At 68.3% G+C, this 23,527-nt stretch carries 26 protein-coding genes; 14 read left to right on the forward strand and 12 right to left on the reverse strand.

Features of this window, described 5'->3' with window-relative positions:
* Positions 1 to 11 precede the first annotated feature (11 nt).
* The gene (locus OG555_RS37845; RefSeq protein WP_329478086.1) at positions 12 to 881 is read right to left on the reverse strand and encodes a polyphosphate kinase 2 family protein; all 870 of its coding nucleotides are present in this window, start codon (positions 879 to 881) and stop codon (positions 12 to 14) included.
* 51 nt (positions 882 to 932) lie between these two features.
* Positions 933 to 1,988: a cell division protein ZapE gene (zapE, locus tag OG555_RS37850; protein WP_329478088.1), complete on the reverse strand. Its 1,056-nt coding sequence runs from the start codon at positions 1,986 to 1,988 to the stop codon at positions 933 to 935.
* A 130-nt stretch (positions 1,989 to 2,118) separates the two neighbouring features.
* On the opposite strand from zapE, the gene OG555_RS37855 reads away from it, so the two are divergent.
* Genes OG555_RS37855 through OG555_RS37880 form a run of 6 tightly spaced genes read left to right on the forward strand, consistent with a single transcriptional unit; the run spans position 2,119 to position 8,332 of the window.
* On the forward strand, positions 2,119 to 3,432 hold the full coding sequence (locus tag OG555_RS37855) for an ABC transporter substrate-binding protein (RefSeq protein ID WP_329478091.1): 1,314 nt from the start codon (positions 2,119 to 2,121) through the stop codon (positions 3,430 to 3,432).
* Between the two features lie 4 nt (positions 3,433 to 3,436).
* On the forward strand, positions 3,437 to 4,411 hold the full coding sequence (locus OG555_RS37860) for a carbohydrate ABC transporter permease (protein WP_329478093.1): 975 nt from the start codon (positions 3,437 to 3,439) through the stop codon (positions 4,409 to 4,411).
* A complete protein-coding gene (locus tag OG555_RS37865; protein ID WP_329478095.1) occupies positions 4,408 to 5,247 on the forward strand; it encodes a carbohydrate ABC transporter permease in 840 nt (279 codons plus the stop codon). The genes OG555_RS37860 and OG555_RS37865 overlap by 4 nt, the downstream gene beginning before the upstream one ends.
* Positions 5,248 to 5,265: 18 nt before the next feature.
* A complete protein-coding gene (locus OG555_RS37870) occupies positions 5,266 to 6,045 on the forward strand; it encodes a VOC family protein (protein ID WP_329478097.1) in 780 nt (259 codons plus the stop codon).
* The gene (locus OG555_RS37875) at positions 6,042 to 6,989 is read left to right on the forward strand and encodes an aldo/keto reductase (protein WP_329478099.1); all 948 of its coding nucleotides are present in this window, start codon (positions 6,042 to 6,044) and stop codon (positions 6,987 to 6,989) included. The genes OG555_RS37870 and OG555_RS37875 overlap by 4 nt, the downstream gene beginning before the upstream one ends.
* Positions 6,986 to 8,332 (forward strand): GH1 family beta-glucosidase, encoded by a 1,347-nt coding sequence (locus OG555_RS37880; RefSeq protein ID WP_329478101.1) that lies wholly within the window; start codon positions 6,986 to 6,988, stop codon positions 8,330 to 8,332. The genes OG555_RS37875 and OG555_RS37880 overlap by 4 nt, the downstream gene beginning before the upstream one ends.
* Positions 8,333 to 9,225: 893 nt before the next feature.
* Here OG555_RS37880 and OG555_RS37885 read toward each other — a convergent pair.
* Positions 9,226 to 10,446: an ROK family transcriptional regulator gene (locus OG555_RS37885; RefSeq protein WP_329478103.1), complete on the reverse strand. Its 1,221-nt coding sequence runs from the start codon at positions 10,444 to 10,446 to the stop codon at positions 9,226 to 9,228.
* 92 nt (positions 10,447 to 10,538) lie between these two features.
* On the opposite strand from OG555_RS37885, the gene OG555_RS37890 reads away from it, so the two are divergent.
* Positions 10,539 to 11,513, forward strand: a complete 975-nt coding sequence (locus OG555_RS37890; protein ID WP_329478105.1) for a zinc-binding dehydrogenase — start codon at positions 10,539 to 10,541, stop codon at positions 11,511 to 11,513.
* A 15-nt stretch (positions 11,514 to 11,528) separates the two neighbouring features.
* On the opposite strand, the gene OG555_RS37895 is transcribed toward OG555_RS37890, so the two are convergent.
* A complete protein-coding gene (locus OG555_RS37895; protein WP_329478108.1) occupies positions 11,529 to 11,663 on the reverse strand; it encodes a hypothetical protein in 135 nt (44 codons plus the stop codon).
* Positions 11,664 to 11,832: 169 nt separating this feature from the next.
* On the opposite strand from OG555_RS37895, the gene OG555_RS37900 reads away from it, so the two are divergent.
* Positions 11,833 to 12,594 carry a phytanoyl-CoA dioxygenase family protein gene (locus tag OG555_RS37900; protein WP_329478110.1) on the forward strand — a complete coding sequence of 254 codons (762 nt, stop codon included), beginning with the start codon at positions 11,833 to 11,835 and terminating at the stop codon, positions 12,592 to 12,594.
* On the opposite strand, the gene OG555_RS37905 is transcribed toward OG555_RS37900, so the two are convergent.
* From OG555_RS37905 to OG555_RS37925, 5 genes are all read right to left on the reverse strand, one after another.
* Positions 12,595 to 12,930, reverse strand: a complete 336-nt coding sequence (locus OG555_RS37905; protein ID WP_329478112.1) for a YnfA family protein — start codon at positions 12,928 to 12,930, stop codon at positions 12,595 to 12,597.
* On the reverse strand, positions 12,927 to 13,349 hold the full coding sequence (locus tag OG555_RS37910) for a MerR family transcriptional regulator (protein ID WP_329478114.1): 423 nt from the start codon (positions 13,347 to 13,349) through the stop codon (positions 12,927 to 12,929). Before OG555_RS37910 ends, OG555_RS37905 begins: the two co-directional genes overlap by 4 nt.
* Positions 13,346 to 13,660 carry a hypothetical protein gene (locus OG555_RS37915; protein WP_329478116.1) on the reverse strand — a complete coding sequence of 105 codons (315 nt, stop codon included), beginning with the start codon at positions 13,658 to 13,660 and terminating at the stop codon, positions 13,346 to 13,348. The genes OG555_RS37910 and OG555_RS37915 overlap by 4 nt, the downstream gene beginning before the upstream one ends.
* A gap of 41 nt (positions 13,661 to 13,701) precedes the next feature.
* Positions 13,702 to 14,268 carry a DUF1707 and FHA domain-containing protein gene (locus OG555_RS37920; RefSeq protein WP_329478118.1) on the reverse strand — a complete coding sequence of 189 codons (567 nt, stop codon included), beginning with the start codon at positions 14,266 to 14,268 and terminating at the stop codon, positions 13,702 to 13,704.
* 67 nt (positions 14,269 to 14,335) lie between these two features.
* On the reverse strand, positions 14,336 to 15,070 hold the full coding sequence (locus tag OG555_RS37925) for a hypothetical protein (protein WP_329478121.1): 735 nt from the start codon (positions 15,068 to 15,070) through the stop codon (positions 14,336 to 14,338).
* 87 nt (positions 15,071 to 15,157) lie between these two features.
* Here OG555_RS37925 and OG555_RS37930 point away from each other — a divergent pair, with 87 nt between their 5' ends.
* From OG555_RS37930 to OG555_RS37940, 3 genes are all read left to right on the forward strand, one after another.
* The gene (locus tag OG555_RS37930) at positions 15,158 to 16,234 is read left to right on the forward strand and encodes an ATP-dependent DNA ligase (protein WP_329478123.1); all 1,077 of its coding nucleotides are present in this window, start codon (positions 15,158 to 15,160) and stop codon (positions 16,232 to 16,234) included.
* Between the two features lie 15 nt (positions 16,235 to 16,249).
* Positions 16,250 to 17,014, forward strand: a complete 765-nt coding sequence (gene uppS, locus OG555_RS37935) for a polyprenyl diphosphate synthase (protein WP_329478125.1) — start codon at positions 16,250 to 16,252, stop codon at positions 17,012 to 17,014.
* A gap of 63 nt (positions 17,015 to 17,077) precedes the next feature.
* Positions 17,078 to 17,584, forward strand: a complete 507-nt coding sequence (locus tag OG555_RS37940) for a hypothetical protein (RefSeq protein ID WP_329478127.1) — start codon at positions 17,078 to 17,080, stop codon at positions 17,582 to 17,584.
* 2 nt (positions 17,585 to 17,586) lie between these two features.
* On the opposite strand, the gene OG555_RS37945 is transcribed toward OG555_RS37940, so the two are convergent.
* On the reverse strand, positions 17,587 to 19,473 hold the full coding sequence (locus OG555_RS37945; protein WP_329478129.1) for an ABC transporter ATP-binding protein: 1,887 nt from the start codon (positions 19,471 to 19,473) through the stop codon (positions 17,587 to 17,589).
* A gap of 167 nt (positions 19,474 to 19,640) precedes the next feature.
* Here OG555_RS37945 and OG555_RS37950 point away from each other — a divergent pair, with 167 nt between their 5' ends.
* From OG555_RS37950 to OG555_RS37960, 3 genes are read left to right on the forward strand one after another with little or no spacing between them, the layout of a single operon-like run.
* Positions 19,641 to 20,069 carry an SRPBCC domain-containing protein gene (locus OG555_RS37950; protein WP_329478131.1) on the forward strand — a complete coding sequence of 143 codons (429 nt, stop codon included), beginning with the start codon at positions 19,641 to 19,643 and terminating at the stop codon, positions 20,067 to 20,069.
* Positions 20,066 to 20,395 carry an ArsR/SmtB family transcription factor gene (locus tag OG555_RS37955; protein ID WP_329478133.1) on the forward strand — a complete coding sequence of 110 codons (330 nt, stop codon included), beginning with the start codon at positions 20,066 to 20,068 and terminating at the stop codon, positions 20,393 to 20,395. Before OG555_RS37950 ends, OG555_RS37955 begins: the two co-directional genes overlap by 4 nt.
* 20 nt (positions 20,396 to 20,415) lie before the next feature.
* A complete protein-coding gene (locus OG555_RS37960; protein WP_329478135.1) occupies positions 20,416 to 20,862 on the forward strand; it encodes an SRPBCC family protein in 447 nt (148 codons plus the stop codon).
* A 3-nt stretch (positions 20,863 to 20,865) separates the two neighbouring features.
* On the opposite strand, the gene OG555_RS37965 is transcribed toward OG555_RS37960, so the two are convergent.
* Together OG555_RS37965 and OG555_RS37970 are read right to left on the reverse strand one after the other, a co-directional pair.
* Complete coding sequence (locus OG555_RS37965) at positions 20,866 to 21,636, reverse strand: enoyl-CoA hydratase/isomerase family protein (RefSeq protein WP_329478137.1); 771 nt, start codon at positions 21,634 to 21,636, stop codon at positions 20,866 to 20,868.
* A 25-nt stretch (positions 21,637 to 21,661) separates the two neighbouring features.
* A complete protein-coding gene (locus OG555_RS37970; RefSeq protein WP_329478139.1) occupies positions 21,662 to 23,260 on the reverse strand; it encodes an ABC-F family ATP-binding cassette domain-containing protein in 1,599 nt (532 codons plus the stop codon).
* Positions 23,261 to 23,527 lie beyond the last annotated feature (267 nt).

Here is a 23,527-nt window from a genome sequence, read left to right on the forward strand (position 1 = left end):
GTCCGCTCGGATCAGGTGGCGGCGAGGCGCCTCTGCTCGGTGACGATGTCGTAGTCGGCGACCGGCCACTCGGGGTCCAGCTCCTTGAGCGTCTCGAGGAGGATCGTGGTGACGGCCCAGTTGCGGTACCACTTGCGGTCGCTCGGGATGACGTACCACGGCGCCTCGGGCGTGTTACAGCGCTCGATCGCCGCATGGTAGGCGTCCATATAGTCCGGCCAGAACTTCCGCTCGTCAACGTCGCCCGGGTTGTACTTCCAGTGCTTGGTCGGATCGTCCAGCCGGGTCTCGAGCCGGGTCCGCTGCTGGTCCGCCGAGATGTGCAGGTAGCACTTCAGGATCGTCGTGCCGTTCGCGGCCAGCTCCGCCTCGAAGTCGTTGATCTGGTCGTAGCGCCGGTCCCACACGTTCGGGGTGACGAGGTTGCGCACCCGAGCGATCAGCACGTCCTCGTAATGCGACCGGTCGAAGATCCCGACGATCCCCTCCTCCGGCAGCGCCTGCTTGATCCGCCACAGGAAGCCGCGTCGCTTCTCGGCCGCCGTCGGCGCCTTGAACGACGTGATCTTCAGGCCCTGCGGATCCATCAGTCCCGCGCCGTGCCGGATCACTCCGCCCTTGCCGGACGTGTCCATCCCCTGCAGGACCAGCAGCACGCTGCGCTGTCCGTCCTTGCGTCCCTCGGCGAACAGCCGCTCCTGCCAGTCGGAGACCTCACTACCGAGGCTCTTCAGCGCAGCCTTGCCGTCAGCCTTGCCCCCACTGAACCCGGGCGTGGCTCGCGTGTCGTACTTCGTCAGGTCCACCGGGCCGGACGGCACTCGCAGCTCAGCGCGCAGTCCACCGTCCTCCGCCTTCTGACCCTTCTTCTGCTTCGCCATTGGCCCATACTGCCTCATCAACCGCTGAGATGAGCGGAGCTGGTGCGGATCTCAGGACGTGGCGTGATCGACCGACTCGCGGGTCAGGGCGATCAAGCGGGACAGCGCGCGGAGGTACTTCTTGCGGTAGCCGCCCTTGAGCATCTCCGGGGAGAACAGCTGGTCCAGTGCTACGCCGCCGGCCAGGAGCGGCAGGTTCCGGTCGTACATGCGGTCGGCCAGGACGACCATCCGGAGGGCGACGTTCTCGTCGGTGAGTGGGCGGATGTCGGTGATCGCGACAGTCTCGACGCCGTCGAGCAGAGCGCCGTACTTGCTCGGGTGCAGTTCGGCCAGGTGGCGGTGCAGGTCGACGAAGTGGTCACAGGACGCGCCGGGGCGGTCGGCCGCGGTCTGCTCGACCCGCTCGTCCGGCCACGGCTCGGGCGCCACCGGAAGGCCGCGATGCCGGTAGTCCGGTCCGTCGATCCGGCGTACGTCGAAATGCGCGGCGAGCGCCTGGATCTCGCGGAGGAAGTCGATCGCCTGGAACCGGCCCTCGCCGAGCTTGTCCGGCAGCGTGTTCGACGTCGCGGCCAACTCGACCCCGGCGGCGACCAGCTGGCCGAGCAGCCGGGAGATCAGCATCGTGTCGCCGGGATCGTCCAGCTCGAACTCGTCGATGCAGATCAGCCGGTACGACGACAACGCCTCGACGGCGGCGCGGAGACCGAGGGCGCCGACGAGGTTGGTGAGCTCGACGAAGGTGCAGTACATCTTCGGTCCGGAGGCTTCGTGCCAGAGTGACGCGAGCAGGTGCGTCTTGCCGACTCCGAACCCACCGTCGAGATAGATCCCGGGCTTGTCCACCGCCGACTCTCGTGCGCCCGAGGACGAACCGCCGCGGCCTCCGCGGAGCCGGGACCAGAGCGTCGGCGCCGGGCGCGGGCGGGCCAGCTTCGTCGCGCGTTCCGACAGCACCTCGAGCGCCTCGGCCTGGGAGGTCTCGTCCGGATCCGGGCGGTACGTCGCGAACCGGACGTCGGCGAACCGCGGCGGAGGCACGCACTCGGACAGCAGCCGATCCGAACTCACCTCCGGCCACCGCTCGCTCAGCCGAATCACCATGCCCCAACCCTAGGGGCCGGGCCGCAGCTCCGGAAAAGTCGGAAAGCGCAGTCCCGGACCTTGACCACTTTCTTACTTTCAGTTAGGAAGTTGATGTGAGGTTCGTGAGGTGAGCGACTAGGAGTCGGCGATGGGCGAACGGCACGTACGGCGGCGGACGGTACTCAAGGGCGCGCTGGGTGGTGGCGCGGCGGCCCTCGGACTGGGGTCCACACTGGCCGCCTGTGGCGGCAGTGACAGCGGCGGCGGGACCACGAGCGGCGGGAAGGCCGTGGTCCGGATGTGGTCCTGGTACAACGACCAGGAGGACCAGTTCCCGAAGCTGATCGAGAAGTTCCAGGCAGCACACAGCAACATCACGATCGAGAACCGGATCTTCGGCACCCCGGACCAGTACCTGCCCGCGTTGCAGGCGGCGGTGGCCGGTGGCGATGTCCCGGAGATCTTCGCGCCGCACACCCGGGCGCTGACCTACGGCACCGGCGGCATCTCCGCCGACCTGAAGCAGGAGCTCGGCGACGACTTCCTGAAGGACTTCTTCGACTCGGCCAACCAGGAGTACACCCTGGACGGCAAGCAGTACGCGGTCGGCTGGATGGCACAGACGTTCGGCCTGTTCTACAACCCGGACCTGCTGAAGAAGGCCGGCGTCGGCGAGGACGAGATCGAGACCTGGGACGACCTGATCGCGGCGGCGGCGAAGATCAAGGCCACCGGCAAGTTCCCGGTGGCGCTCAGCTGCAACCCGACGACGAGCTCCCTGGACTTCTTCCTTCCGCTCATCACGCAAGTTGCCGACGACCCGACCTTCTACCTCAAACTCGACCAGCTGAAGGACGGGGCGACGTACGAGGACCCGAAGGTCGTGCAGGCGATCGAGCTGCAGCAGAAGATCGTGAACGGCAGCGTCTTCCAGCCCGGCACCACCGGGACCAGCGGAGACCAGGCGCCGCAGATCTTCTACACCGAGAAGGCCGCGATGCTGTTCAACGGCAGCTGGACGCCACAGGGCCTGACCAAGGACGCGACGCCGGCGTTCAACAAGAAGTACAAGGTGATGAAGACCCCGGCCATTGCGGCCGGCAAGCGGCACTGGACCGCGAACCAGGCCGGCGCCGGCTGGGCCGTGTCGGCGAACAGCAAGAACAAGGACGCCGCGCTGGAGTTCCTGAAGTTCATGTACTCCGCCGACCAGTACTCCCCCACCATGAACGAGTCCAACTCGATGCCGGCGACGAAGAGCGCGGCGAGCCGGATCGAGCTGCCGATCATGAAGCAGATGACATCCTGGCTGCTCGACGGCGACGGCTGCCCGCACATCCCGTTCGGCCCCGGCTCCGTGGCGGCCGGCGATCCGCTCGCCAAGATCTTCGACGGCAAGGGAGAACCGGCCGCGGTCGCCAAGGAGATGCAGCAGGCCGTGCAGAACGCCAAGGGCGGCTGATCGGATGGCGACTGCCCTCTCGAGCAAGAACGTCGCTCCGGCCGATCGGCGACCGCTCCCCCAGCGGCCGCCGTACCGGTTCGGTTCGCCGCTGAGGAAATCGCAGCGCATCGCCGGCTACCTGTTCGTGCTGCCGACGTTCGCGCTGTTCCTCGGGTTCGTGCTCTGGCCGATCCTCTACACGGCGTACCTGAGCCTCACCTCCTGGGGCGGCTTCGGTACGCCGAGATTCGTGAACTTCGACAACTACAGCCGGATGCTGAACGACCCGGTGGCCCGGCGAGCCCTGATCATCACGCTGGTGCTGACCGGTGTCACCACGGCAGTGCTCACGTTCCTCGGCCTCGTCATCGCCGTACTGGTCAACGTGGTCTGGTCGAAGGTCGGCATCGTGGTCCGGACCATCCTGTTCATCCCGGGCATCGTGTCGTTCGTGGTGTCCGCCGTGCTGTGGAAGCTGATCTACGACCCGAACATCGGCACACTCAATCGGTTGCTCGGGGCAATCGGTTTGGACAGCCTGCAGCATCCTTGGCTGGCCGATCAGAAGACGGTGCTGCCGGCCATCGTCGTGGTGACGGTCTGGGGCGGTCTCGGCTTCACCATGCTGATCTACTTCGCCGGTCTGCAGAGCATCGACCCGAACCTCTACGAGGCGGCGGCGATGGACGGTGCCAACACCGTCCAGCAGTTCCGGCACATCACGGTCCCGAGCCTGCGCGTCGTCACCGGTCTGATAGTCAGCCTCGGCCTACTCAACGGGTTCAAGGCATTCGACGTGATCTTCGTGATGACCGGCGGCGGGCCGAACCACGCCAGCGAGGTACTCGGCACCTACCTCTACTCGCTCGCCTTCGGCTCGACGTCGGGCTCGATCCCGCAACTCGGCTACGCCAGCGCGTTCAGCGTCGTGACGATGGTGCTCTGCACGCTGGCCGTCATCGCCCAGCTCTGGCTGACGAGGAGGGCTGATCGATGAGCGTCACGAATGCGCACAAGCCCTGGGTCGGCAAGTCGTTCGCGACCTTCGTGCTGTTGCCGTTCTGCGTGCTGATGGCGTTCCCGTTCGTCTGGATGCTGCTCACGTCGCTACGCGAACAGAACACGATCTTCAACGGACCGATCATCCCGCGGAAGTTCACGGGTACGGCGTACAAGGAAGCCTGGACCTCGATCGAGTTCCCGCTGCATTTCTGGAACAGCGTCTGGATCACGTCCGTCACGGTGATCGGCGTCCTCGTGTTCGCCACGCTCAGCGGGTACGCGTTCGCCAAGCTCGACTTCCCGTTCCGCAACACGCTGTTCGTGCTGCTGCTGACGACCCTGATGATGCCGTCGACGGCGCTGATCATCCCGCTCTACCTCGAGCTCAAATCGCTCGGGCTGCTCGACAGCCAGGCCGGTCTGCTGGTGCTCTACATCTCGGGCTCGGCGCCGTTCGCGATGTTCCTGATGCGGGCGTTCTTCCAGACATTGCCCGACGAGTTGATCGAGGCGGCCCGGGTGGACGGTGGCAGCGAGCTCACCATCTTCCGGCGGGTGATCCTTCCGCTGACCCGGCCCGGGATCGCGACCGTGGTGATCTTCCAGTTCCTCTCCACCTGGAACGAGTTCCTGATCGCCAACACGGTCCTGCGCAACACCGAGTCACTCCCCCTGCAACCCGTGCTGTTCACCCTGATGGGCCAGTACTCCACCAACTGGCCGGCGCTCACCGCCGGCCTCACGCTGTCCGTCGTACCGGTCGTCATCGTCTACGTCCGGATGCAGCGGCAGTTCGTCGCCGGGATGATGCTCGGCGCGGTCAAGAACTAGCTGACTGGAAGAGGTCTTATGCCGATCAAGAACGTCGTGGTCAACTGCACGGACGTGCAGCGCTCGGTCGAGTACTACACCAAGTTCCTGGAGCTCCGCGTGGTCGGCGAGCCGACGCCGCAGCGCGCCGTCCTCGACGCGGTGACCGCGACGATCGAGTTACGGGCCGTGGGCAACGGCCGCGATCAGAGCACCTGGTCGCCGGACGATCTGCAGAAGGGTTTCCGCCACATCGGTTTCAAGGTCGACCGGCTCGACGAGCGGGCCGACGTGCTCAAGGCCGCCGGGGTGGAGTTCAAGCTGGATCCGCTCGATGCCGAGGGCGAGGTCCGGATCTGCTTCTTCTACGATCCCGACGGCACGCTGCTCGAGATGATCCAGGGCGATCTCCAGTACGCCGCTGTGCTCGACGCCGACGGAGTCGCACGGGAACGTGCCCTCGGCGTACCGCGGCGGCCGCGGTTGGACCACGTCGCGGTGACGATCGAGGACCGGGCCGCGACCAGCGACTACTACCACGAGCACTACGGTTTCTCGTTCATCGGCACGATCGAGCAACCACACGACCAGCGCGGCTTCAGCATCGGCTACCTCAAGGGCGGCGACACGGTCCTGGAGGTGTTCACCTACGAGGTGGACAAGACCTCCCGCGAGCCCCAGCTCGACGTCGCCGGCTTCGCGTACGCCGAACTCGCCGGCGACCCCCCGACGGACTTGACCACGGCCACCGCGCCGGACGGGACGAGTGTCTACGTCGATCCCGACGGCTTCGCGTTCGCCGTAGGCTCCGAGGCATGAGAGACGACTGGCTGAGGCCCCTCGGTTCCACCGGACTGACCGTGTCCGCCGTCTGCGCCGGCGGCAGCGCGATCTCGGGCATGCCCGCGGTCTTCGGGTACGACGTGACCCGGCAGGAGGCGGTCGACCTCGTCCTGCGGGTGTTCGACAGCCCGCTCACCTGGATCGACACCTCCAACGGGTACGGCGACGGCGAGAGCGAACTGCGGATCGGCCAGGCCATCCGCGAGTACGGCGGTCTCCCGGACGGCTTCCTGGTCGCGACGAAGGTCGACGCCCGCGGCCAGGACTACTCCGGCGCCCGGGTGCGCGCGAGTGTTGCCGAGAGCAAGGAGCGGCTCGGGCTCGACGACCTCCCGCTGGTCTATCTGCACGATCCGGAGTTCCACGACTTCGACTCGATGCGCGAGGCCGTCGACACGCTGATGCAACTCCGGGCCGACAGCGAGATCGGGCATGTCGGGCTCGCCGGCGGGAACACCGTCGAGCTCGGCCGCTATCTCGACCTCGGCGGCTTCGAGGTGCTGCTCGTGCACAACCGGTGGAGCCTCGTCGACCACTCGGCCGGCGACCTGATCTGCCGGGCGACCGGTGACGGCATCGCGGTGGTCAACGCAGCGATCTACGGCGGCGGGATCCTGGCCAACCCGCAGGGCGCCACGAAGTACGCGTACCGCGACGCGCCGGACGCCGTACTGGAAGCTGTCGCCGAGATGGACAAGGCCTGCCACGAGTTCGGCACCGACCTCGCCACCGCCTCGCTCCGGCACTCGGTGGACAACCCGGACATCGCCGGGACCGTGGTCGGCATCAGCAAGCCTTCGCGGGTCGACGCGTTGATCACATCGCTCGAGGCCGACCTTCCAGCTGAGCTCCTTAACCGGTTAGGTAGCCTCGTCCCCCAAGAGCGATACTGGGTTGAAGGAACAAAGGAGACGACGTGACGAACGGCTTCCCATCAGGCTTCACCTGGGGCGCGGCGACCGCGTCGTACCAGGTGGAAGGCGCGGTCTCCACGGACGGGCGCGGCCCGAGCATCTGGGACACCTTCGCGCACACGCCCGGCAAGATCTCCGGCGGCACCAACGGTGACGTCGCCGTCGACCACTACCACCGGTTCGCCGACGACATCCGGCTGCTGGCGGACCTCGGCCTGACGGCGTACCGGTTCTCGATCGCCTGGCCGCGCATCGTCCCGGCCGGCTCCGGCGCGACGAACTCCGCCGGTCTGGACTTCTACCGGCGGCTCGCCGAAACCTGCCTGGAGAACGGCGTAACGCCGTACGCGACTCTCTACCACTGGGATCTGCCGCAGCCGCTCGAGGACGCGGGTGGCTGGCTCGTGCGGTCCACGGCCGAACGGTTCCGCGACTATGCGGCTGTCACGCACGACGCGCTGTCGGACGTCATCAAGCATTGGATGACACTGAACGAGCCATGGTGCTCGGCCTTCCTCGGGTACGGGAACGGCGAGCACGCGCCGGGACGGACCGAGGGTGCTGAGGCGCTGAAGGCCGTGCACCATCTGCTGCTCGGGCACGGGCTGGCGCTCGAGGCGCTCCGGTCGTCAGAGGGCTCGTATGGCATCGCCCTGAACCCGGCGCCGATCCACGCCGCCTCGGACTCGGCCGCGGACCTCGACGCCGCGCGACGGGTGGACGGACTGCGGAACCGGATGTTCCTCGATCCGCTGCTCGCCGGCACGTATCCGGCCGACGTGCTCGAGGACACCGGGCTGACCGAATGGTTCGCCGCGCAGGAGGCCGATCTCGCGGTGATCTCGGCGCCGTTGGACTTCATCGGCGTGAACTACTACTGCCCGACCACGGTCGCCGCACCGGACGGGCCGATCTCCACACCCGGTCCCTCGACGCAGCCCGGCAGTGAGAATGTCGCTGCCGTCGACACCGGTCTGCCGCAGACCCAGATGGGCTGGCCGATCCAGGCCGCCGGACTGCGCGACATCCTGGTCACGATCAACAAGATGGCGCCGGAGTTGCCGTTGTACGTGACGGAGAACGGATCGGCGTACCCGGACGAACTGACCGCGGACGGGACCGTCGAGGACGACGAGCGGCTGGACTACCTGCAGCAGCACACCGCGGTTTGCCAGGACCTCGTCTCCGAGGGCTTCCCGCTGAAGGGGTACTTCGCCTGGTCGCTGATGGACAACTTCGAATGGGCCTGGGGCTACAGCCGGCGCTTCGGGATCGTGTACGTCGACTACGTCACCCAGCAGCGGACCGTGAAGAAGAGCGGCCTCTGGCTGAAGGACTACCTGAGCTGAAGCTACCGGCCCACCCTCAGCCGGCCAGACGCTCAACTGGCCAGCTCTCGGGGGGCGGGCCAGCTCTCGGGGGAGTGGGCCAGCTCTCAGGGGGAGTGGGCCACCTCTCGGGGGGAGTGGGCCACCTCCTGGTGGGTTGGGACAAGGAATAACGTGTCCCAACCCACCAGTACGTGTCCCAGGCCCCGGCAGTTGGTCAGCCGCTGGACCAACCCCATCCCAGCGGACCACCACCCCGCCGGCTGCACGACAGCCGGAGCGCCACGCGTCCCCGCCGACCCGGTCCGCCGACCCGGTCCGACGCGGACCGCCGACCCGGTCCGACGCGGACCGCCGACCTGGTCCGACGCGGACTGGGGGTCCGGGATCGCGGTCACTTTGTGCACCAGATCCGTACGGCGACGGCCTCGGCGTACGGATCTGGTGCACAAAGTCGACCCTGGCCGTCGTCCACAGCTCCGATCCACACCGCGGCCGAGGACGGCGCGGGCGAGGACGGCGCGGGCGGGGCACCGCAGGCAACGGACGTGACCACGGCAGGGCGGTCCGGGTCCGTGGCGCGGATCTGTGTCACTCACCAACAGCAGACACCGCCCTGGCCGGTCCCGCTCAGACCTGCGCCGGTGATGACCCGACGGTGAGGTCGGTGAGTGCCTCAGGTCCGCACCAGCAACGATCCCGCCAGACCGACACCGACACCGACACCGACACCGACACCGCAAGGACCGCTCACCCACGGAAACGACACAAGAGCCGCAATAACGTGTCGCGGCCCACCAGGTCTTGTCCGAGGGCCCGGCAGCCGGTCGCCATGCGGATGTCACCCAAGGCGCTGGGGGTGATCTTCGCGCTCGAGTCCGTCAACGAGATCGCGGCCCGGCTGCTGCGGTTGGCTAGCGGCTGGACTTCTGGTGGGGGGTGAGCTGGCTGTGGAGGACGAGGGAGGCGGCGCCGAGGGCCGCGGCGCTCGGGCCCAGCTTCGAGAGCTCGACCCGGGTCGGGTGCATCGCGCGGACGAACGACAGCCGGTTGATCTCGGCCGACGCGATCCGGACGTAGAGGCCGCCCGCCTCGCTGAAGCCGGGACCCGCGAGGATGATCTGGTCGAGGTCGAGCAGGTTCGTGATCGACAGCAGCGCCTTCGCCAGGTACGTCGCGGACTCCTCGATCAGCCGCACACACCGCTGGTCGCCGGCGGCCGCGAGCCGGGCGATCTTCGCGAAGTCGGACCGGACCGCCAGCTGCCGGCCGCGCAGGGCGAGCTCGTTCACCAGCGCCTCGTCCTGCTCGGCACGCTTCACCACGGCCGCCGGTGCGGCGAGACTCTCCAGGCAGCCGCGGCTGCCACACCAGCACTCCGGGCCGTTCACGTCCAGGACCATGTGGCCGATCTCGCCGACGTTCGACGACGAGCCGCGGTACACGTCGCCGTCGGTGACCAGGCCGAGCCCGAAACCGGCCGCCATGTAGACGGTGGCGAAGTCGTTCACCGACGGGATCCGGCCGGCCCAGAACTCGCCGATCGCGGCGCAGGTCGAGTCGTTCTCCACCACGATCGGGTGGTCGATCGCGGCCCGCAGGGTGTCACGGACGGCGAACGGCTCCCAGGCGTACTTCGACGAGTTCGTCCGCAGCAGCCGTTGCCCTCCCCCGCCCTGGCGACCGGCCAGGGCGACCCCGACGCCGACCAGGGTGGCCGGCTCGATCTCCGCCTTCACGATCAGGTCCTCGAGCTCGGCGGTGATCCGTTTGACGGCAGTGCTGGGCGCGTCGCGGCCGATGCCGCGCGACGACACCTGCTCGATCACCCGTCCACTCATGTCGGTGACGACGTACGTCGTACTCGGCGTGTCGATCGAGATGCCGACGGCGTGCCGCGCACGGGGGTTGAACTGCAGCAGCGTCGCCCGCTTGCCGCCGGTCGGGTCGCCGAGGCCGGTCTCGACGATCAGGCCGTCGGCGAGCAACTGCTTGACCACCCGGGAGATGGACGCGCCGGTCAGGCCGGACCGCTCCGCCAGGTCGACCCGGGTGACCGTGCCGCTGGAGCGGATCAGGTCGAGGATCGCGCTGTGCGTCTCCTGCGCGTTCGCACCCTTCAGAATCTTCGCCACGTCACCCTCCCTCGCTCCGCACTTTAATACACAAAGTAAGAAAGTGGGATAGCTTGACCTCAATGTTTGTTGAGGTTCTAGCCTCGGTCGGTGTGAAGGCGATCAGATTGCACGAGTTCGGTCCGGCGGAGAACCTACGGTACGAGGAGGCTCCGGATCCCACCCCCGATCCGGGCATGGTGCTCATTCAGGTGGAGGCGGCCGGGGTCCATCTGGTCGACACGATGATCAGGTCCGGCTCGACCGGCGGTAGCCCGATCCCGGTGCCGGAGCTGCCGACGATCCCCGGCCGCGAGGTCTCCGGGCGCGTCACCGCGGTCGGGCCCGGCGTCGACTCGTCGTGGATCGGCAAACGGGTGGTGGTACACCTCGGCATGGTCCCCGGCGGGTACGCCGAACTCGCGGTGGCCAAGGTGGAGTCGCTGTACGAACTCCCCGACCACGTCGACGCGGCGCAGGCGGTCGCCGCGATCGGGACCGGCCGGACGACGGCCGGAATCCTGAGCCAGGCCAAGCTGAGCGCGGACGATGTCGTCCTGGCGACGGCGGCCGCGGGCGGAATCGGCAGCTACCTGGTCCAGGCCGGGCGGAACGCGGGTGCAACCGTGATCGGGCTGGCCGGCGGACCGACCAAGGTCGACCTGGTCCGTTCGCTGGGTGCGCAGTACGCGATCGACTACACGGATCCCGAGTGGGCGAGTGCTTTGAAGGCGGAGCTGGGCGATCGGGAGATCACCGTCCTGCTCGACGGGGTCGGCGGCGCGAGCGGCCAGCGGGCCTTCGAGCTACTCGGGGTCGGTGGGCGCGTGCTGATGTTCGGTTGGTCCGGTGGTGGGTCGATCGAGTTCACGCACGAGGATCTGATGGCCCGCGGCCTCACCGCCGGCTGGGCGCTCGGCGCGAAGATGACGTCCCAGCTGCGCGCGCTCGAGGCGGCGGCACTCGAAGAGACCGTGTCAGGCCGCTGGCACGCGCTCACGACGACGTTCCCGCTCTCCGAGGCGGCGGCGGCCCACCGCGCCTTGGAGACGCGCGCCACCACCGGCAAGGTCGTCCTCATCCCCTGAGACGGGGGCCCCAGCTCAGGAGGTGCGAGGGTCGTGGGCCGGGCGGGCGGCTTCCGCGGGGCCGGCGGGGGTGCCGTAGTCGAGGTCGGGGAACGGGCTCGTCACCTCGATCACGCGGCCCTCGGCGGCTGAGCGCTTGGCGGCGAGCATCACGTCGAGGGCGTCGTGAGGATCGTCCGCTCACTCATGCCGGCAACAGTACCCAGCCCGAAACGCCAAAATGTTCATGCCCGGGTCGCGTGCAGACATTCTCTGTCCGGCGCGGCCGCCCTAGCGTTCTCGGTGGAAGGGACCAGCCGATCGACCGGAGGACCGCACGATGACATCGACCACCGACCTGGTCACGCGCGAGCACCTGGAACAGTTCCGCGACGAGGGCTACTTCGTGCTGGACAGCGTGCTCACCGACGAGCAACTCGAGCTGCTGCGCGGCGGAGCGCAGTACTCGATCGACAAACTCGACGCCGCGATGGATGCCGCCGGCACCGACTCGCTCGGCATCAACCACCGCGGCAAGCGGTACTTCAGCAGCATGATCTACCAGGACCGGCCCGAACTGCGGCAGTTCCTGTTCAGCGACACGATGGCCGAGATCTGCCGGGCGACGCTGGGCGACGAGGCGTACCTGTTCTGGGAGCAGTACGTGATCAAGGCCGGCGACCCGAACACGGCGTTCGCCTGGCACCAGGACTCCGGCTACGTCCACGAGGACCACGAGCCCTACCTGACCTGCTGGATCGCCCTCGACGACGTCACCGAGGAGAACGGCTCGGTCTACCTGCTGCCGTACTCGCGGTCCGGCATCAGGTCGTACATCAAGCACCTCCAGGACCCCGAGCTCAACGACATGGTGTGCTACTTCGGCAGCGATCCCGGCATCCCGATGACCGCCCGGGCGGGCTCGATCGTGGTCTTCTCGAGCGTCGTCATCCACCGCAGCGGACCCAACCTCACCGACCGGAACCGGCGCGTGTACATCGCCCAGTACTCGAAGGAGGTCATCCCGGCCAAGGATGGTACGAGCGCCCACGGGTCGTTCGACCCGTTCCTCGACGGCGGCCGCATCGTCGCGGAGCGCTGATCAGGAACTGCGCGGCGCGTACATGATGATCACGACGCCGACCAGGCAGATCGCTGCGCCGAGCAGGTCCCAGCGGTCGGGGCGGAACTTGTCGACGACCATCCCCCACACGAGCGAGCCGGCCACGAACACGCCGCCGTACGCGGCGAGGATGCGGCCGAAGTTCGGATCGGGCTGGAAGGTCGCGACGAAGCCGTAGGCTCCGAGCGCGATCACGCCGCCCGCGATCCACCACAGTCCGCGGTGTTCGCGCCAGCCCTGCCAGACCAGCCAGGCGCCGCCGATCTCTGCCAGCGCGGCCAGGACGAACAGCCCGATCGACCGCAGTACGGTCACGAGCGGTCGCCCTGGCCGAGGTCGGTGAACGGGAGCGGGCAGTCCGGGGCACCCGCGCAGGTCTGCAGATCGTCGCAACCGGCGGCGATCCCGGCGCGCAGGGTCTCGGCGATCACGGTCAGGTCGGCGATCTTCGCTTCCACATCGGCCAGCTTCTGGCGCGCTCGGGCCTGCAGCCCGGCTCCCTCGCCGAGAGCATGCCGATGCCTGGCCGTGTCGAGCAACTCCGAGACCTCCGCGAGCGTGAACCCGAGCCGTTGGGCCGCCTTGATCACCCGCAACGTCGTGACCGCGTCATGCGAGTACATCCGGTGCCCGCCGAGGCTGCGTACCGGTTCGTCGAGCAGCCCGCGGCGTTCGTAGTACCGCAAGGTCTGCAGGTTCACACCGGCCGCGGCCGCGACCTCTCCAGGTCTCACCGCGGCAACCGCTCGCTCAACCCGTCGAGTACGGCGACGTACGCGGGCGGCACGTGGATCCGGAGCCGGATCCTGTCGTCCGGTGCCTCGGTGAAGGTGAAGGTGAAGAACGAACAGCATTCGTTCTCGCGGGCGGTCAGGTCGGTGGCTGTCGCGCGAGAGTCGGCGGCGAGGAGGAGGTCGAGGGTGTGCGGGTCGACGCGGTCGGCGCCGCGGAGATAGTCGGCGAAGAGCTGGTCGAACTCGGCGCGCCGCAGCGGCAACTCGGCGGTCGGAAGGGTGCAAGCGGAAGGGGTCCAGTCGGTGTCCATGGATCGACGGTAAACCTGTACCCAGGTACCGGATGCAAGCCCTACGGCTGATCTGTCCAGGTGAGCACGAACGCGACCGCTCCGAACCGGATGCGGTCGCCGGGACGGACCCGGACCGGCGTGGTGATGCGCGAGCCGTTGACCTCGGTCCCGTTCATCGATCCGAGGTCGCGCACCATCCAGCCGTCGTCAACGTGCCGGAGCTCGGCGTGGCAGCGGGAGACGGAGACGTCGGCCAGGCGCAGGGTCGCGCCAGGACCGCGGCCGATCCGGACGGTCGGCGAGCCGGGGGCCGGCAGCGCGAGTCCGGGCAGCGGCAGGGCCGGCGTACGTCGCGCGACGGCGAACTGTGGAAAGGTGGCGAGCATCGTGTCGACGCTGCGACGCAACTGCCGGATCCACCCGGGGCGGCGGGGTTCGGCTCGGGGCAGGTCGCGGATCGCGTTGGCGAGCTCGCCGCGGCTCTGGGCGCGGAGCACGAAGTTCATCCGCCGGATGAAGGTGTCCTGCGACAGGCGGCCCGACCCGGCGCCCTCGCGCAGGACGGCCAGGGCGCGGTCCCGCTCGGCGTCCGATGGACGCGTCCCCTCCACCGGCGCCGATGTCATACACCGAATTGTCGGTCCAGGCCGGTTCGGTGTCCAACCTTGGGCCCGGGGGCGGCCGGGCACGCGGTCAGCGGTAGCTCGCCAGGTAGGCGACGTGTGCGTCGCCCCGCGAGAGCCTGACGTTCGAGATTCCGATGGTCAACCGGTGACCGGTTGTGGAGTTGCGGTACGTCACGAACGTCGTACCTGCCGCACCCTCCGTCGAGACGCGGCGCCAGTTCGGACCACCGACGGCCGAGATGTGCGTCAGTGCCTTCTTCACCGCGGGCGTTGCGTAGTACGACATCCACTTCGAGTCGCCACGACCGCAGGCCCGGACCAGGTTGTCGGACCACTGCACCGGGCTCCAGGCGCGTGGCTCACCGATGAAGCGCAGGGTGTACGCCGCGTGCCAGCCACCCGGCCCTCGCAGCTCCGGCGCCGCATTCTGCACGCCCACGGTCAGATTCCCGCCACGGGCGTCGTCGTGGTAGGTCACCAAGATCGTCCCTAGGGCGCCTTCCGCCGAGACCCGGCGCCAGTGGATGCCACCCGGCGACGCTTGCGCGAACAGCGCTCGCACGGTGCTCGCGGTTCCGTAACAGGCCGCCGTCGCACGGTCGCCGCGACCCCAGGCGCGTACCAGGCGGTCGGCGTACGTCACCGGGTCGAGCCGCACGACGGAACCGCGACACGACATCACCGCCGTCGTCTGAGCGCTCGTCGCGACCGCAGGAGCCGCCGCGCCAGCGAGCACGAGTGGAGCGGTAACGGCCAGCGCCGCCGCCATGACTCCACCCTTACCAAGACCCTTGATCCTCATGATCAACCTCCCGAGTTGGTCAATTCATCCTCAGCTGTGGGACGCGTCCCGTAGGTGCGGAGTTGGTGCGTGGGTGAGAATGACGGGATGCGACTGCCTGTGATGCCACCGGTCAAGCCGATGCTCGCCAAGCCGGTGAAGGAGATCCCGCGCGGGGAACTGAGCTACGAGCCCAAGTGGGACGGGTTCCGCTCGATCATCTTCCGCGACGGTGACGAGGTCGAGATCGGCAGCCGGAACGAGAAGCCGATGACCCGGTACTTCCCGGAGCTGGTCGAGGCGGCGAAGGCGAACCTGCCGGAGCGGTGCGCGATCGACGGCGAGATCATCGTGATCGGCGAGTCCGGCGACCGGCTCGACTTCGAGGTGCTGCAGCAACGGATCCACCCGGCCGCGAGCCGGGTGAACATGCTGTCGGAGAAGACCCCGGCCCGGTTCGTCGCGTTCGACCTGCTGGCGCTCGGGGATGACGACTACATGGAGCGCCCGTTCGCGGAACGCCGTACCGCGCTGATCGACGCGCTCGCCGGCGTCAAGGCACCGATCCACGTCACGCCTGCGACGACCGATCACGCGACCGCCGGGCAGTGGTTCGAGCAGTTCGAGGGCGCCGGCCTGGACGGGCTGATCGCGAAGCCGCTGGACGGCCTCTACCAGCCGGACAAGCGGGTCATGTTCAAGGTGAAGCCGGAGCGTACGGCGGACTGTGTGGTGGCCGGGTACCGGATCCACAAGAGCGGCCCGGATCGGATCGGCTCACTGCTGCTCGGGTTGTACAACGAAGACGGCACACTGGCCAGCGTCGGCGTGATCGGCGCGTTCCCGCTCGAGCGGCGCAAGGAGCTCTTCGAGGAGATGCAGCCGCTCGTCACGACGTTCGACGACCATCCGTGGGCGTGGGCCAAGCAGGAGGAGGGCGTGCGGACGCCGCGCAACGCCGAAGGCAGCCGCTGGCAGGCGGGCAAGGACCTCTCGTTCACACCGCTGCGCCCGGAGCTGGTGGTCGAGGTCCGCTACGACCACATGGAGGGCATCCGGTTCCGGCACACGGCGCAGTTCGTCCGCTGGCGCCCGGACCGTACGCCGGAGTCGTGCACGTACGAGCAGCTCGAGGAGCCGGTGAAGTTCGACCTCGCCGACGTCCTGTCCAGCGCGCAACGCTGATCCGGCGCTGAATTGATGAGGGCCCTGTATCGCCTGTACGCCGGGATCCTGCGACGTCAGCTGGCCGGCCTGCCGATGCCGCAGCACGTCGCGATCGCCATGGACGGAAACCGCCGCTGGGCACGGGGCGCCGGGTACGACGACGTACGCATCGGCCACCGCTTCGGCGCGGAGCACCTGGAGCTGTTCTTGCAGTGGTGCTCGGAGGCCGGGATCCGCTGTGTCACGGCATGGGTCGCGTCCGCGGACAACATGCGGCGGCGCGAGTCGGCCGAGGTCGACTATCTGATGCACCTGACCGAGACCGTCCTGGCCGACCACGTTCGACGCGACCACAACTGGCGGCTGCATGTCGCCGGCCAGCTGGATTTGTTGCCTGATTCAACGGCTCGCGCGCTGAAGGAAGCGGTCGAGGAGACCCGGTACCGCTCAGGGGCGGGCGAACTGACGATCGCGATCGGGTACAGCGGCCGGGGTGAGGTGCTGGACGCCGTCCGGGAACTGCTGGACGAGGCAGCCGCGTCGGGCCGCTCGGCGGCGGAGGTCGCGGCTGCGCTGACCGAGGACGACATCCGGCGGCACCTCTACCTGCCGGACCTGCCGGATCCGGAGCTGGTGATCAGGACCAGCGGCGAGCTGCGGATGTCGGACTTCCTGCTCTGGCAGACGGCGCGGTCGGAGATCGCCTTCTGCGATGTTTACTGGCCCGCGTTTCGGGAGATCGATCTGCTGCGTGCGCTCCGTACCTACGGCCGGCGGCAACTGGAGCGATCCAGCTGACTCCTGGTGGGTACAAGGGGCATCATGGAGGCATACCGACTGGTAGGAACCGGAGGTTGCGAGATGTACGACGTCGTACTGCTCGTCGAACAGGAACTGTCCGAGCCGGACGCCAAGCGCGTCGCCGGCCTGCACCAGGACATGCCCGAGCCGGTCAAGTACCACGTGCTCGTGCCGTGCCACAACGCGGAGGCCGGCGTGGAGGCCTCGATCAGCGCCCTCGGTACCGCGGATCTCTACGGGCCGGGGCTCGCCACCCAGCGCCAGGACCTCGCCGAGGCCCAGCAGGCGATCGACACCGAGGCGAAGGGCTGCACCGGGCGGAGCGTCCAGCGGCTGCGCGATCTCGGTCAGAACGCCGAGGGCGGCATCACCCACGAACGGCCGATCGACGCTCTGGTCGCGACCGTGGACCACGTGCACGGGCAGGAGGTCATCATCCTGACTCGCGGGCACCTCGTCGCGGAGTTCTTCCACCTCGACTGGACGAACTCGGCCCGCCGCCACCTCGGCGTACCGGTGCTCCATCTGCTGGAGCACGACCAGCAGCCCAAAGAGCCGGCCCCGTAGGATCAGACACCTGCCGCTGTGCCGGTTTCCTTGAACTGCGTGTGATACAAGTCAGCGTACTCGCCACCCGCGGCGAGCAGTTGCTCGTGGGTGCCGCGTTCGACGATGTTGCCGTGGTCAACGACCAGGATCAGGTCGGCGTTCCGCACGGTGGACAGCCGGTGCGCGATCACCAGCGACGTACGTCCCTCCAGCGCGGTGTCGAGCGCCCGCTGGACGGCGACCTCCGACTCGGAGTCCAGATGCGCGGTCGCCTCGTCGAGGACGACGATCTGCGGTGCCTTCAGCAACAACCGGGCGATCGCGAGTCGTTGCCGCTCGCCACCGGACAGCCGGTGCCCGCGATCCCCGACCACGGTGTCCAGACCATCGGGCAACGACGACACCAGGTCCCAGATCTGCGCGGCCCGGAGCGCCTCGATCATCTCCTCGTCCGACGCGCCCGGCTTCGCATAGGCGAGGTTCGCGCGGATCGTGTCGTGGAACATGTGCGCGTCCTGCGTCACGTATCCGATGGCGTCGTGCAACGACCGCAGCGTGACATCGCGTACGTCGTGGCCGCTGACGCGGACCGCGCCACCGGCCACGTCGTACAGGCGCGCGACCAGGTTCGTGATCGTGGTCTTGCCGGCGCCGGACGGGCCGACCAGGGCAACCATCTGACCGGGGCGGACGGCGAAGCTGACATCCTCGAGCACCGGCGCCGACACGCGCTTGTCGAGAACCGCGACCGACTCGAGGCTCGCCAGCGACACCTGCTCGGCCGTCGGGTACGAGAACGCGACGTGCTCGAACTCCACGCTCGCCGCGCCCGCCGGCAAGTCCTGCGCGCCGGGGCTGTCCTTGATCATCGGCTCCAGGTCGAGCACCTCGAAGACACGCTCGAACGAGACCAGCGCGGTCATCACATCGACGCGCACGTTGGACAGCGCGGTCAATGGTCCGTACAGGCGGCCGAGCAGCGCGACGAGCGCCAGCAGTGTCCCCACGGTCAGCGCCTTGCGGACCGCGAGGTTGCCGCCGACGCCGTACACCAGGGCCGTCGCGAGAGCCGCGACCAGCGTCAGCGCCGTGAAGAACACCCGGCCGACCATCGCGATCCGGATGCCCAGGTCGCGGACCCGGCCGGCGCGTTCGCCGAAGTCGCGGTCCTCGATCGACGGGTGACCGAACAGCGTGACCAGCAGCGCTCCCCCGACGCTGAACCGCTCGGTCATCGACGTCGACATCTCCGCATTGAGGTTCATCTGCTCGCGGGTCATCGTGGCCAGCCGGCGTCCGAGGACCCGGGCCGGGATCAGGAAGATCGGCAGCATCAGGATCGCGACCACGGTCAGCTGCCAGCTCAGCACCAGCATCGCGCCGACCACGAGGATCAGGCTGATGATGTTCGAGACCACGCCGGACAGCGTCGAGGTGAAGGCCTGCTGGGCGCCGATCACGTCGTTGTTCAACCGCGAGACGAGCGCACCCGTCTGGGTCCGGGTGAAGAACGCGACCGGCATCCGCTGGACATGCGAGAACACCTTGGTGCGCAGGTCGAAGATCAGTCCTTCACCGATCCGCGCCGAGAACCAGCGCTGCATCAGGCCGAGCGCGGCCTCGAGCACCGCGAGGACGGCGACGACCAGAGCGAGCGCGGTCACGAGGGGCGCGTTCCCCTTGCTGATGCCGTCGTCGACGATCTTCTTGAACAGCAACGGTGAGGCGATGACCAGGAAAGCGGAGATGATCACCAGGACCAGGAACAGCGTGATGTACCAGCGGTAGGGCTTGGCGAACCGGACGATCCGGCGCAGCGTGCCCTTCGCGAGCTTCTTCCCGACGACTGACTCGTCCTGGCGGCGCCAACTGGCCGCACCCATGCCCGGGCGCATCATGCCTGACATCCGGTCACCTCCCCACGTCTTCCTCGTGGACCTTCACAACAGTTCAGGTCAGCTCAATCTTCCCGCACGGCACGGGCAGATCTTTTCTGCAACCGATGGTTGCGCATCACGGATCCGTGCCCTACAGTCATAGGCAACCAAAGGTTGCGAAAGGAAGGGTGGCTGGGATGGCTAGGAGCATCGAGCGGGAGATTCGGGTGGAGGCTTCGCCGGAGGTCGTCTACGAGGTGGTCAGTTCGCCGGAGCACCTGCGCGAGTGGTGGCCGGACGACGCGGACCTCGAGCCTGTGGCCGGCGCGACCGGGACAGTCTCGTTCGGTGACATGAATGTCGCGCTCACCGTCGTCGAGACCGACCCGCCCCGGCGGTTCTCGTTCCGCTGGGACTACGAGGGCGAGGTCGCTACCGCGGCCAACTCGGTGCTGGTGACGTTCGACCTGATCCCGTCCGACGGTGGCACACTGCTGCGGTTCGCCGAGACCGGGTACGACGAGGCCGCCAAGCCGGACGAGGTGTACCACGACCACGTCAGCGGCTGGGACTACTTCCTCCCCCGCCTCGCGCCGTACGTAGATCGGCTGGCGGCGAGGCCGTGATCGACGACGAGCTCTGGTCGGCGATCGGAGACCCGACTCGGCGCCGGATGCTCGACCTGCTGCTGGCCGGCAGCGGCGGGACCGCGACCAGCCTCAGCGATCAGCTGCCGGTCACCCGGCAGGCGGTCGCCAAGCACCTCGCCGTCCTCGACCGGGCCGGGCTGGTGCATTCCACCCCGTCCGGACGGGAACGCCGCTACACCGTCGACGAAGCACAGCTCGCCCGGGCTGTCGCGCAAATGGCATCCGTCAGCGAGGCCTGGGACGGCCGGCTGCAGCGGATCAAGCGCATCGCCGAGACCATCGAGCGCAATCGCACCAACTGACATCAGAAAGAGGAATCGACATGGTAGACATCCTGCACCGCATCGGCATCACGGCGTCCCCCGAGGACGTCACCGCGGCCCTCACCACGATCCCCGGACTCGCGGGCTGGTGGACCGACGACACGCAAGGCGACGAATCGGTCGGCGGTGTGCTCCGATTCCAGTTCCCCGTGGCCGGCGGCGGGTTCGACATGAAGGTACTGGACGTCGAGCCGGGCAAGCTCGTCCGCTGGGAGGTCGTCGACGGCCCCGAGGAGTGGATGGGTACGCACGTCAGCTTCGAGCTGAGCACGGCCGACGAGTACACGATCGTCCTGTTCCGGCACGAGGGCTGGAAGGAGCCGGTCGAGTTCATGTACCACTGCAGCACCAAGTGGGGCTCGTACCTGCTGAGCCTGAAGAAGTACGTCGAAACCGGTCAGGGCGATCCCGCTCCGCGCGACGTCCAGATCAGCAACTGGCACTAGGTCTCACCCGAGGGCGGCCAGGAGCTCCTTCAACCGGCGCTCCTGGGCCTCCCGCTCGGCCTTCAGCTGCTCTTGATACGAGCGATCCGCGGCACCGAGGAGCAACGCCTTGGTCTCGCGGATCGCTCCGGGGAGCGGGCCGAGCAGTGCGTCGGTGAGATCCTTCACCGTCCCGGCAAGCTCCTCGGCCGGTACGACGATGTTCGCCAGGCCGAGCTCTTTCGCCTCGGTCGCCTCGACCCAGCGCGTGGTCGCGCAGATCTCCAGGGCGCGGGAGTAGCCGACCAACTGGACCAATGGCTGGGTGCCACCCAGGTCGGGGACGAGGCCGAGCGCTGGCTCACGCATGCTGAAGCGGGCATCCGGGGTCACGACGCGAAGATCGCAGGCCAGGGCCAGCTGGAAGCCGGCGCCGACGGCGTGCCCCTGGACCGCGGCGATACTCACGATCTCCGGCCGCCGCAACCACGAGAACCCGGCCTGGAACCCGGCGATGAGCTCGTACACCTCGGCGGTCGGCTTCGCCCCGAGGCTCAGCAGCGGCTCCTCGCCCAAGTCGTTCTCGCCCATGATGAGCCGCCGATCGAGACCTGCCGAGAACGACGGCCCCTCCCCCGACACGACGACCACGCGGACTTCGGGTGACAGCGCCGTACCGAACTCGGCCAAGGCCCGCCACATCGCCGGCGTCTGCGCGTTGCGCACCTCCGGCCGGTCCAGCACAACCCGCGCGACCGGCCCATCCACCGTGAACCGCAGTCCCAGATCCGTCATGAGCCGAACATTACTGCGGAGTAGGTCAGGCGAGCGACACCAGGTCGGCGTAGTCGTTCGTCCAGAGGTCCTCGACGCCGTCCGGCAGGAGCAGCACCCGCTCCGGCTCGAGCGCCTCGACCGCGCCCTCGTCGTGCGTGACCAGGACGATCGCGCCGGCGTACGAGCGAATCGCGTTGAGCACCTCGGCCCGCGACGCCGGGTCCAGGTTGTTGGTCGGCTCGTCGAGCAGCAGGACGTTCGCCGCCGAGACGACCAGGGTCGCCAGCGCGAGGCGCGTCTTCTCGCCACCCGACAGCACCGAGGCCGGCTTGTCCGAGTCGTCGCCGGTGAACAGGAACGAGCCGAGCACGCTTCGGGCCTGCGTCTCGTTCAGATCCGGGGCGGCGGACTTCATGTTCTCGAGCACGGTCCGGTTGACGTCCAGCGTCTCGTGCTCCTGCGCGTAGTACCCGAGCTTGAGCCCGTGCCCGTCGATCACCTCGCCGGTGTCCGACTTCTCGATCCCGGCCAGCACCCGCAGCAGCGTGGTCTTCCCCGCACCGTTCAACCCGAGCACGACCACCCGCGAGCCCTTGTCGATCGCCAGGTCCACGTCGGTGAAGATCTCCAGCGAGCCGTACGACTTCGACAGCTCGCGCGCCATCAGCGGCGTCTTGCCGCACGGCGCCGGCGTCGGGAACGAGATCTTCGCGACCCGGTCCTGCTTGCGCTCGTCCTCGAGCGAGGACATCAACCGCTCGGCCCGCCTCAGCATCTGCTGGGCCGCGGCCGCCTTGGTCGCCTTGGCGCGCATCTTGTTCGCCTGGTCGACCAGCTGGGTCGCCTTCTTCTCCGCGTTCGCCCGCTCGCGCTTGCGGCGCCGCTCGTCGGTCTCGCGCTGCGTCAGGTACGCCTTCCAGCCGACGTTGTAGACGTCGATCTCGGCCCGGTTCGCGTCCAGGTGGAAGACCCGGGTGACGGTCTCCTCGAGCAGGTTCACGTCGTGGCTGATCATGATCACGCCACCGGCGTACGACTTGAGGAAGTCGCGCAGCCAGACGATCGAGTCCGCGTCCAGGTGGTTGGTCGGCTCGTCCAGCAGCAGCGTCTCCGCCTGGGCGAACAGGATCCGGGCCAGCTCGACGCGCCGGCGCTGACCACCGGACAGCGTGCCCAGCGGCTGGCCGAGGACGCGGTCGGGCAGGCCGAGGTTCGCCGCGATGCGGGCCGCCTCGGCCTCGGCGGCGTACCCACCGGCGGCGTGCAGGTCCGCCTCGGCCCGCTCGTACCGCCGCATGCCCTTCGCGCGGGTCTTGTCGTCCACGCTGGCCATCGACTTCTCGGCGCTCCGCAGCCGCCGTACGACGTCGTCGAGGCCGCGGGCGGACAAGATCCGGTCCCGCGCGAGTACGTCGAGATCGCCGGTGCGCGGGTCCTGCGGCAGGTAGCCGATCTCACCGGACGACGTGACCGAGCCGCTCGCCGGGAGGCCCTCACCGGCGAGGATCTTGGTCAGCGTCGTCTTGCCGGCGCCGTTGCGGCCGACGAGTCCCACCTTGTCGCCCGGCCCGACCCGGAACGAGGCGGGGGCGAGGAGCTGACGGGCGCCGACGCGGACCTCGAGATTGGAGACATTGATCATCGCGGTGGCAGGCGTCCTTGGGTCGAGGAGTCGGTCTGTGGCGGGTCGAAAGCACTGCGTCACGACACGGCAGAATCCCCCGCACCGAGGTCTAGTCTAAGTGCTGTGAAATTCAACCCGGACGCGGAGGCAGCGAGTTGAGGTTCACGCTTCGGCGAGACCCCTCCGGTCGTCTCTCGGCGCGCGCTGACGGCCCGTCCGGCTGCGATGTCGACTGCCGCCACGTTCACATCCGGGCGTTTCCACCTGTGCCGGGCATGCCTGCTG

The organism is Kribbella sp. NBC_01484 (assembly GCF_036227145.1).
In the GTDB taxonomy this organism is placed as follows: Bacteria; Actinomycetota; Actinomycetes; order Propionibacteriales; family Kribbellaceae; genus Kribbella.

Coding starts and splice junctions, on each gene's coding strand:
- OG555_RS37950 (WP_329478131.1), top strand. CDS start 19,641: ATGGCTAGGAGCATCGAGCGGGAGATTCGGGTGGAGGCTTCGCCGGAG.
- OG555_RS37870 (WP_329478097.1), top strand. CDS start 5,266: ATGCCGATCAAGAACGTCGTGGTCAACTGCACGGACGTGCAGCGCTCG.
- OG555_RS37845 (WP_329478086.1), bottom strand. CDS start 881: ATGGCGAAGCAGAAGAAGGGTCAGAAGGCGGAGGACGGTGGACTGCGC.
- OG555_RS37855 (WP_329478091.1), top strand. CDS start 2,119: ATGGGCGAACGGCACGTACGGCGGCGGACGGTACTCAAGGGCGCGCTG.
- OG555_RS37945 (WP_329478129.1), bottom strand. CDS start 19,473: ATGTCAGGCATGATGCGCCCGGGCATGGGTGCGGCCAGTTGGCGCCGC.
- OG555_RS37860 (WP_329478093.1), top strand. CDS start 3,437: ATGGCGACTGCCCTCTCGAGCAAGAACGTCGCTCCGGCCGATCGGCGA.
- OG555_RS37965 (WP_329478137.1), bottom strand. CDS start 21,636: ATGACGGATCTGGGACTGCGGTTCACGGTGGATGGGCCGGTCGCGCGG.
- OG555_RS37925 (WP_329478121.1), bottom strand. CDS start 15,070: ATGAGGATCAAGGGTCTTGGTAAGGGTGGAGTCATGGCGGCGGCGCTG.
- OG555_RS37875 (WP_329478099.1), top strand. CDS start 6,042: ATGAGAGACGACTGGCTGAGGCCCCTCGGTTCCACCGGACTGACCGTG.
- OG555_RS37940 (WP_329478127.1), top strand. CDS start 17,078: ATGTACGACGTCGTACTGCTCGTCGAACAGGAACTGTCCGAGCCGGAC.
- OG555_RS37970 (WP_329478139.1), bottom strand. CDS start 23,260: ATGATCAATGTCTCCAATCTCGAGGTCCGCGTCGGCGCCCGTCAGCTC.
- OG555_RS37895 (WP_329478108.1), bottom strand. CDS start 11,663: ATGCTCGCCGCCAAGCGCTCAGCCGCCGAGGGCCGCGTGATCGAGGTG.
- OG555_RS37900 (WP_329478110.1), top strand. CDS start 11,833: ATGACATCGACCACCGACCTGGTCACGCGCGAGCACCTGGAACAGTTC.
- zapE (WP_329478088.1), bottom strand. CDS start 1,988: ATGGTGATTCGGCTGAGCGAGCGGTGGCCGGAGGTGAGTTCGGATCGG.
- OG555_RS37930 (WP_329478123.1), top strand. CDS start 15,158: ATGCGACTGCCTGTGATGCCACCGGTCAAGCCGATGCTCGCCAAGCCG.
- uppS (WP_329478125.1), top strand. CDS start 16,250: ATGAGGGCCCTGTATCGCCTGTACGCCGGGATCCTGCGACGTCAGCTG.
- OG555_RS37865 (WP_329478095.1), top strand. CDS start 4,408: ATGAGCGTCACGAATGCGCACAAGCCCTGGGTCGGCAAGTCGTTCGCG.
- OG555_RS37920 (WP_329478118.1), bottom strand. CDS start 14,268: ATGACATCGGCGCCGGTGGAGGGGACGCGTCCATCGGACGCCGAGCGG.
- OG555_RS37960 (WP_329478135.1), top strand. CDS start 20,416: ATGGTAGACATCCTGCACCGCATCGGCATCACGGCGTCCCCCGAGGAC.
- OG555_RS37915 (WP_329478116.1), bottom strand. CDS start 13,660: ATGGACACCGACTGGACCCCTTCCGCTTGCACCCTTCCGACCGCCGAG.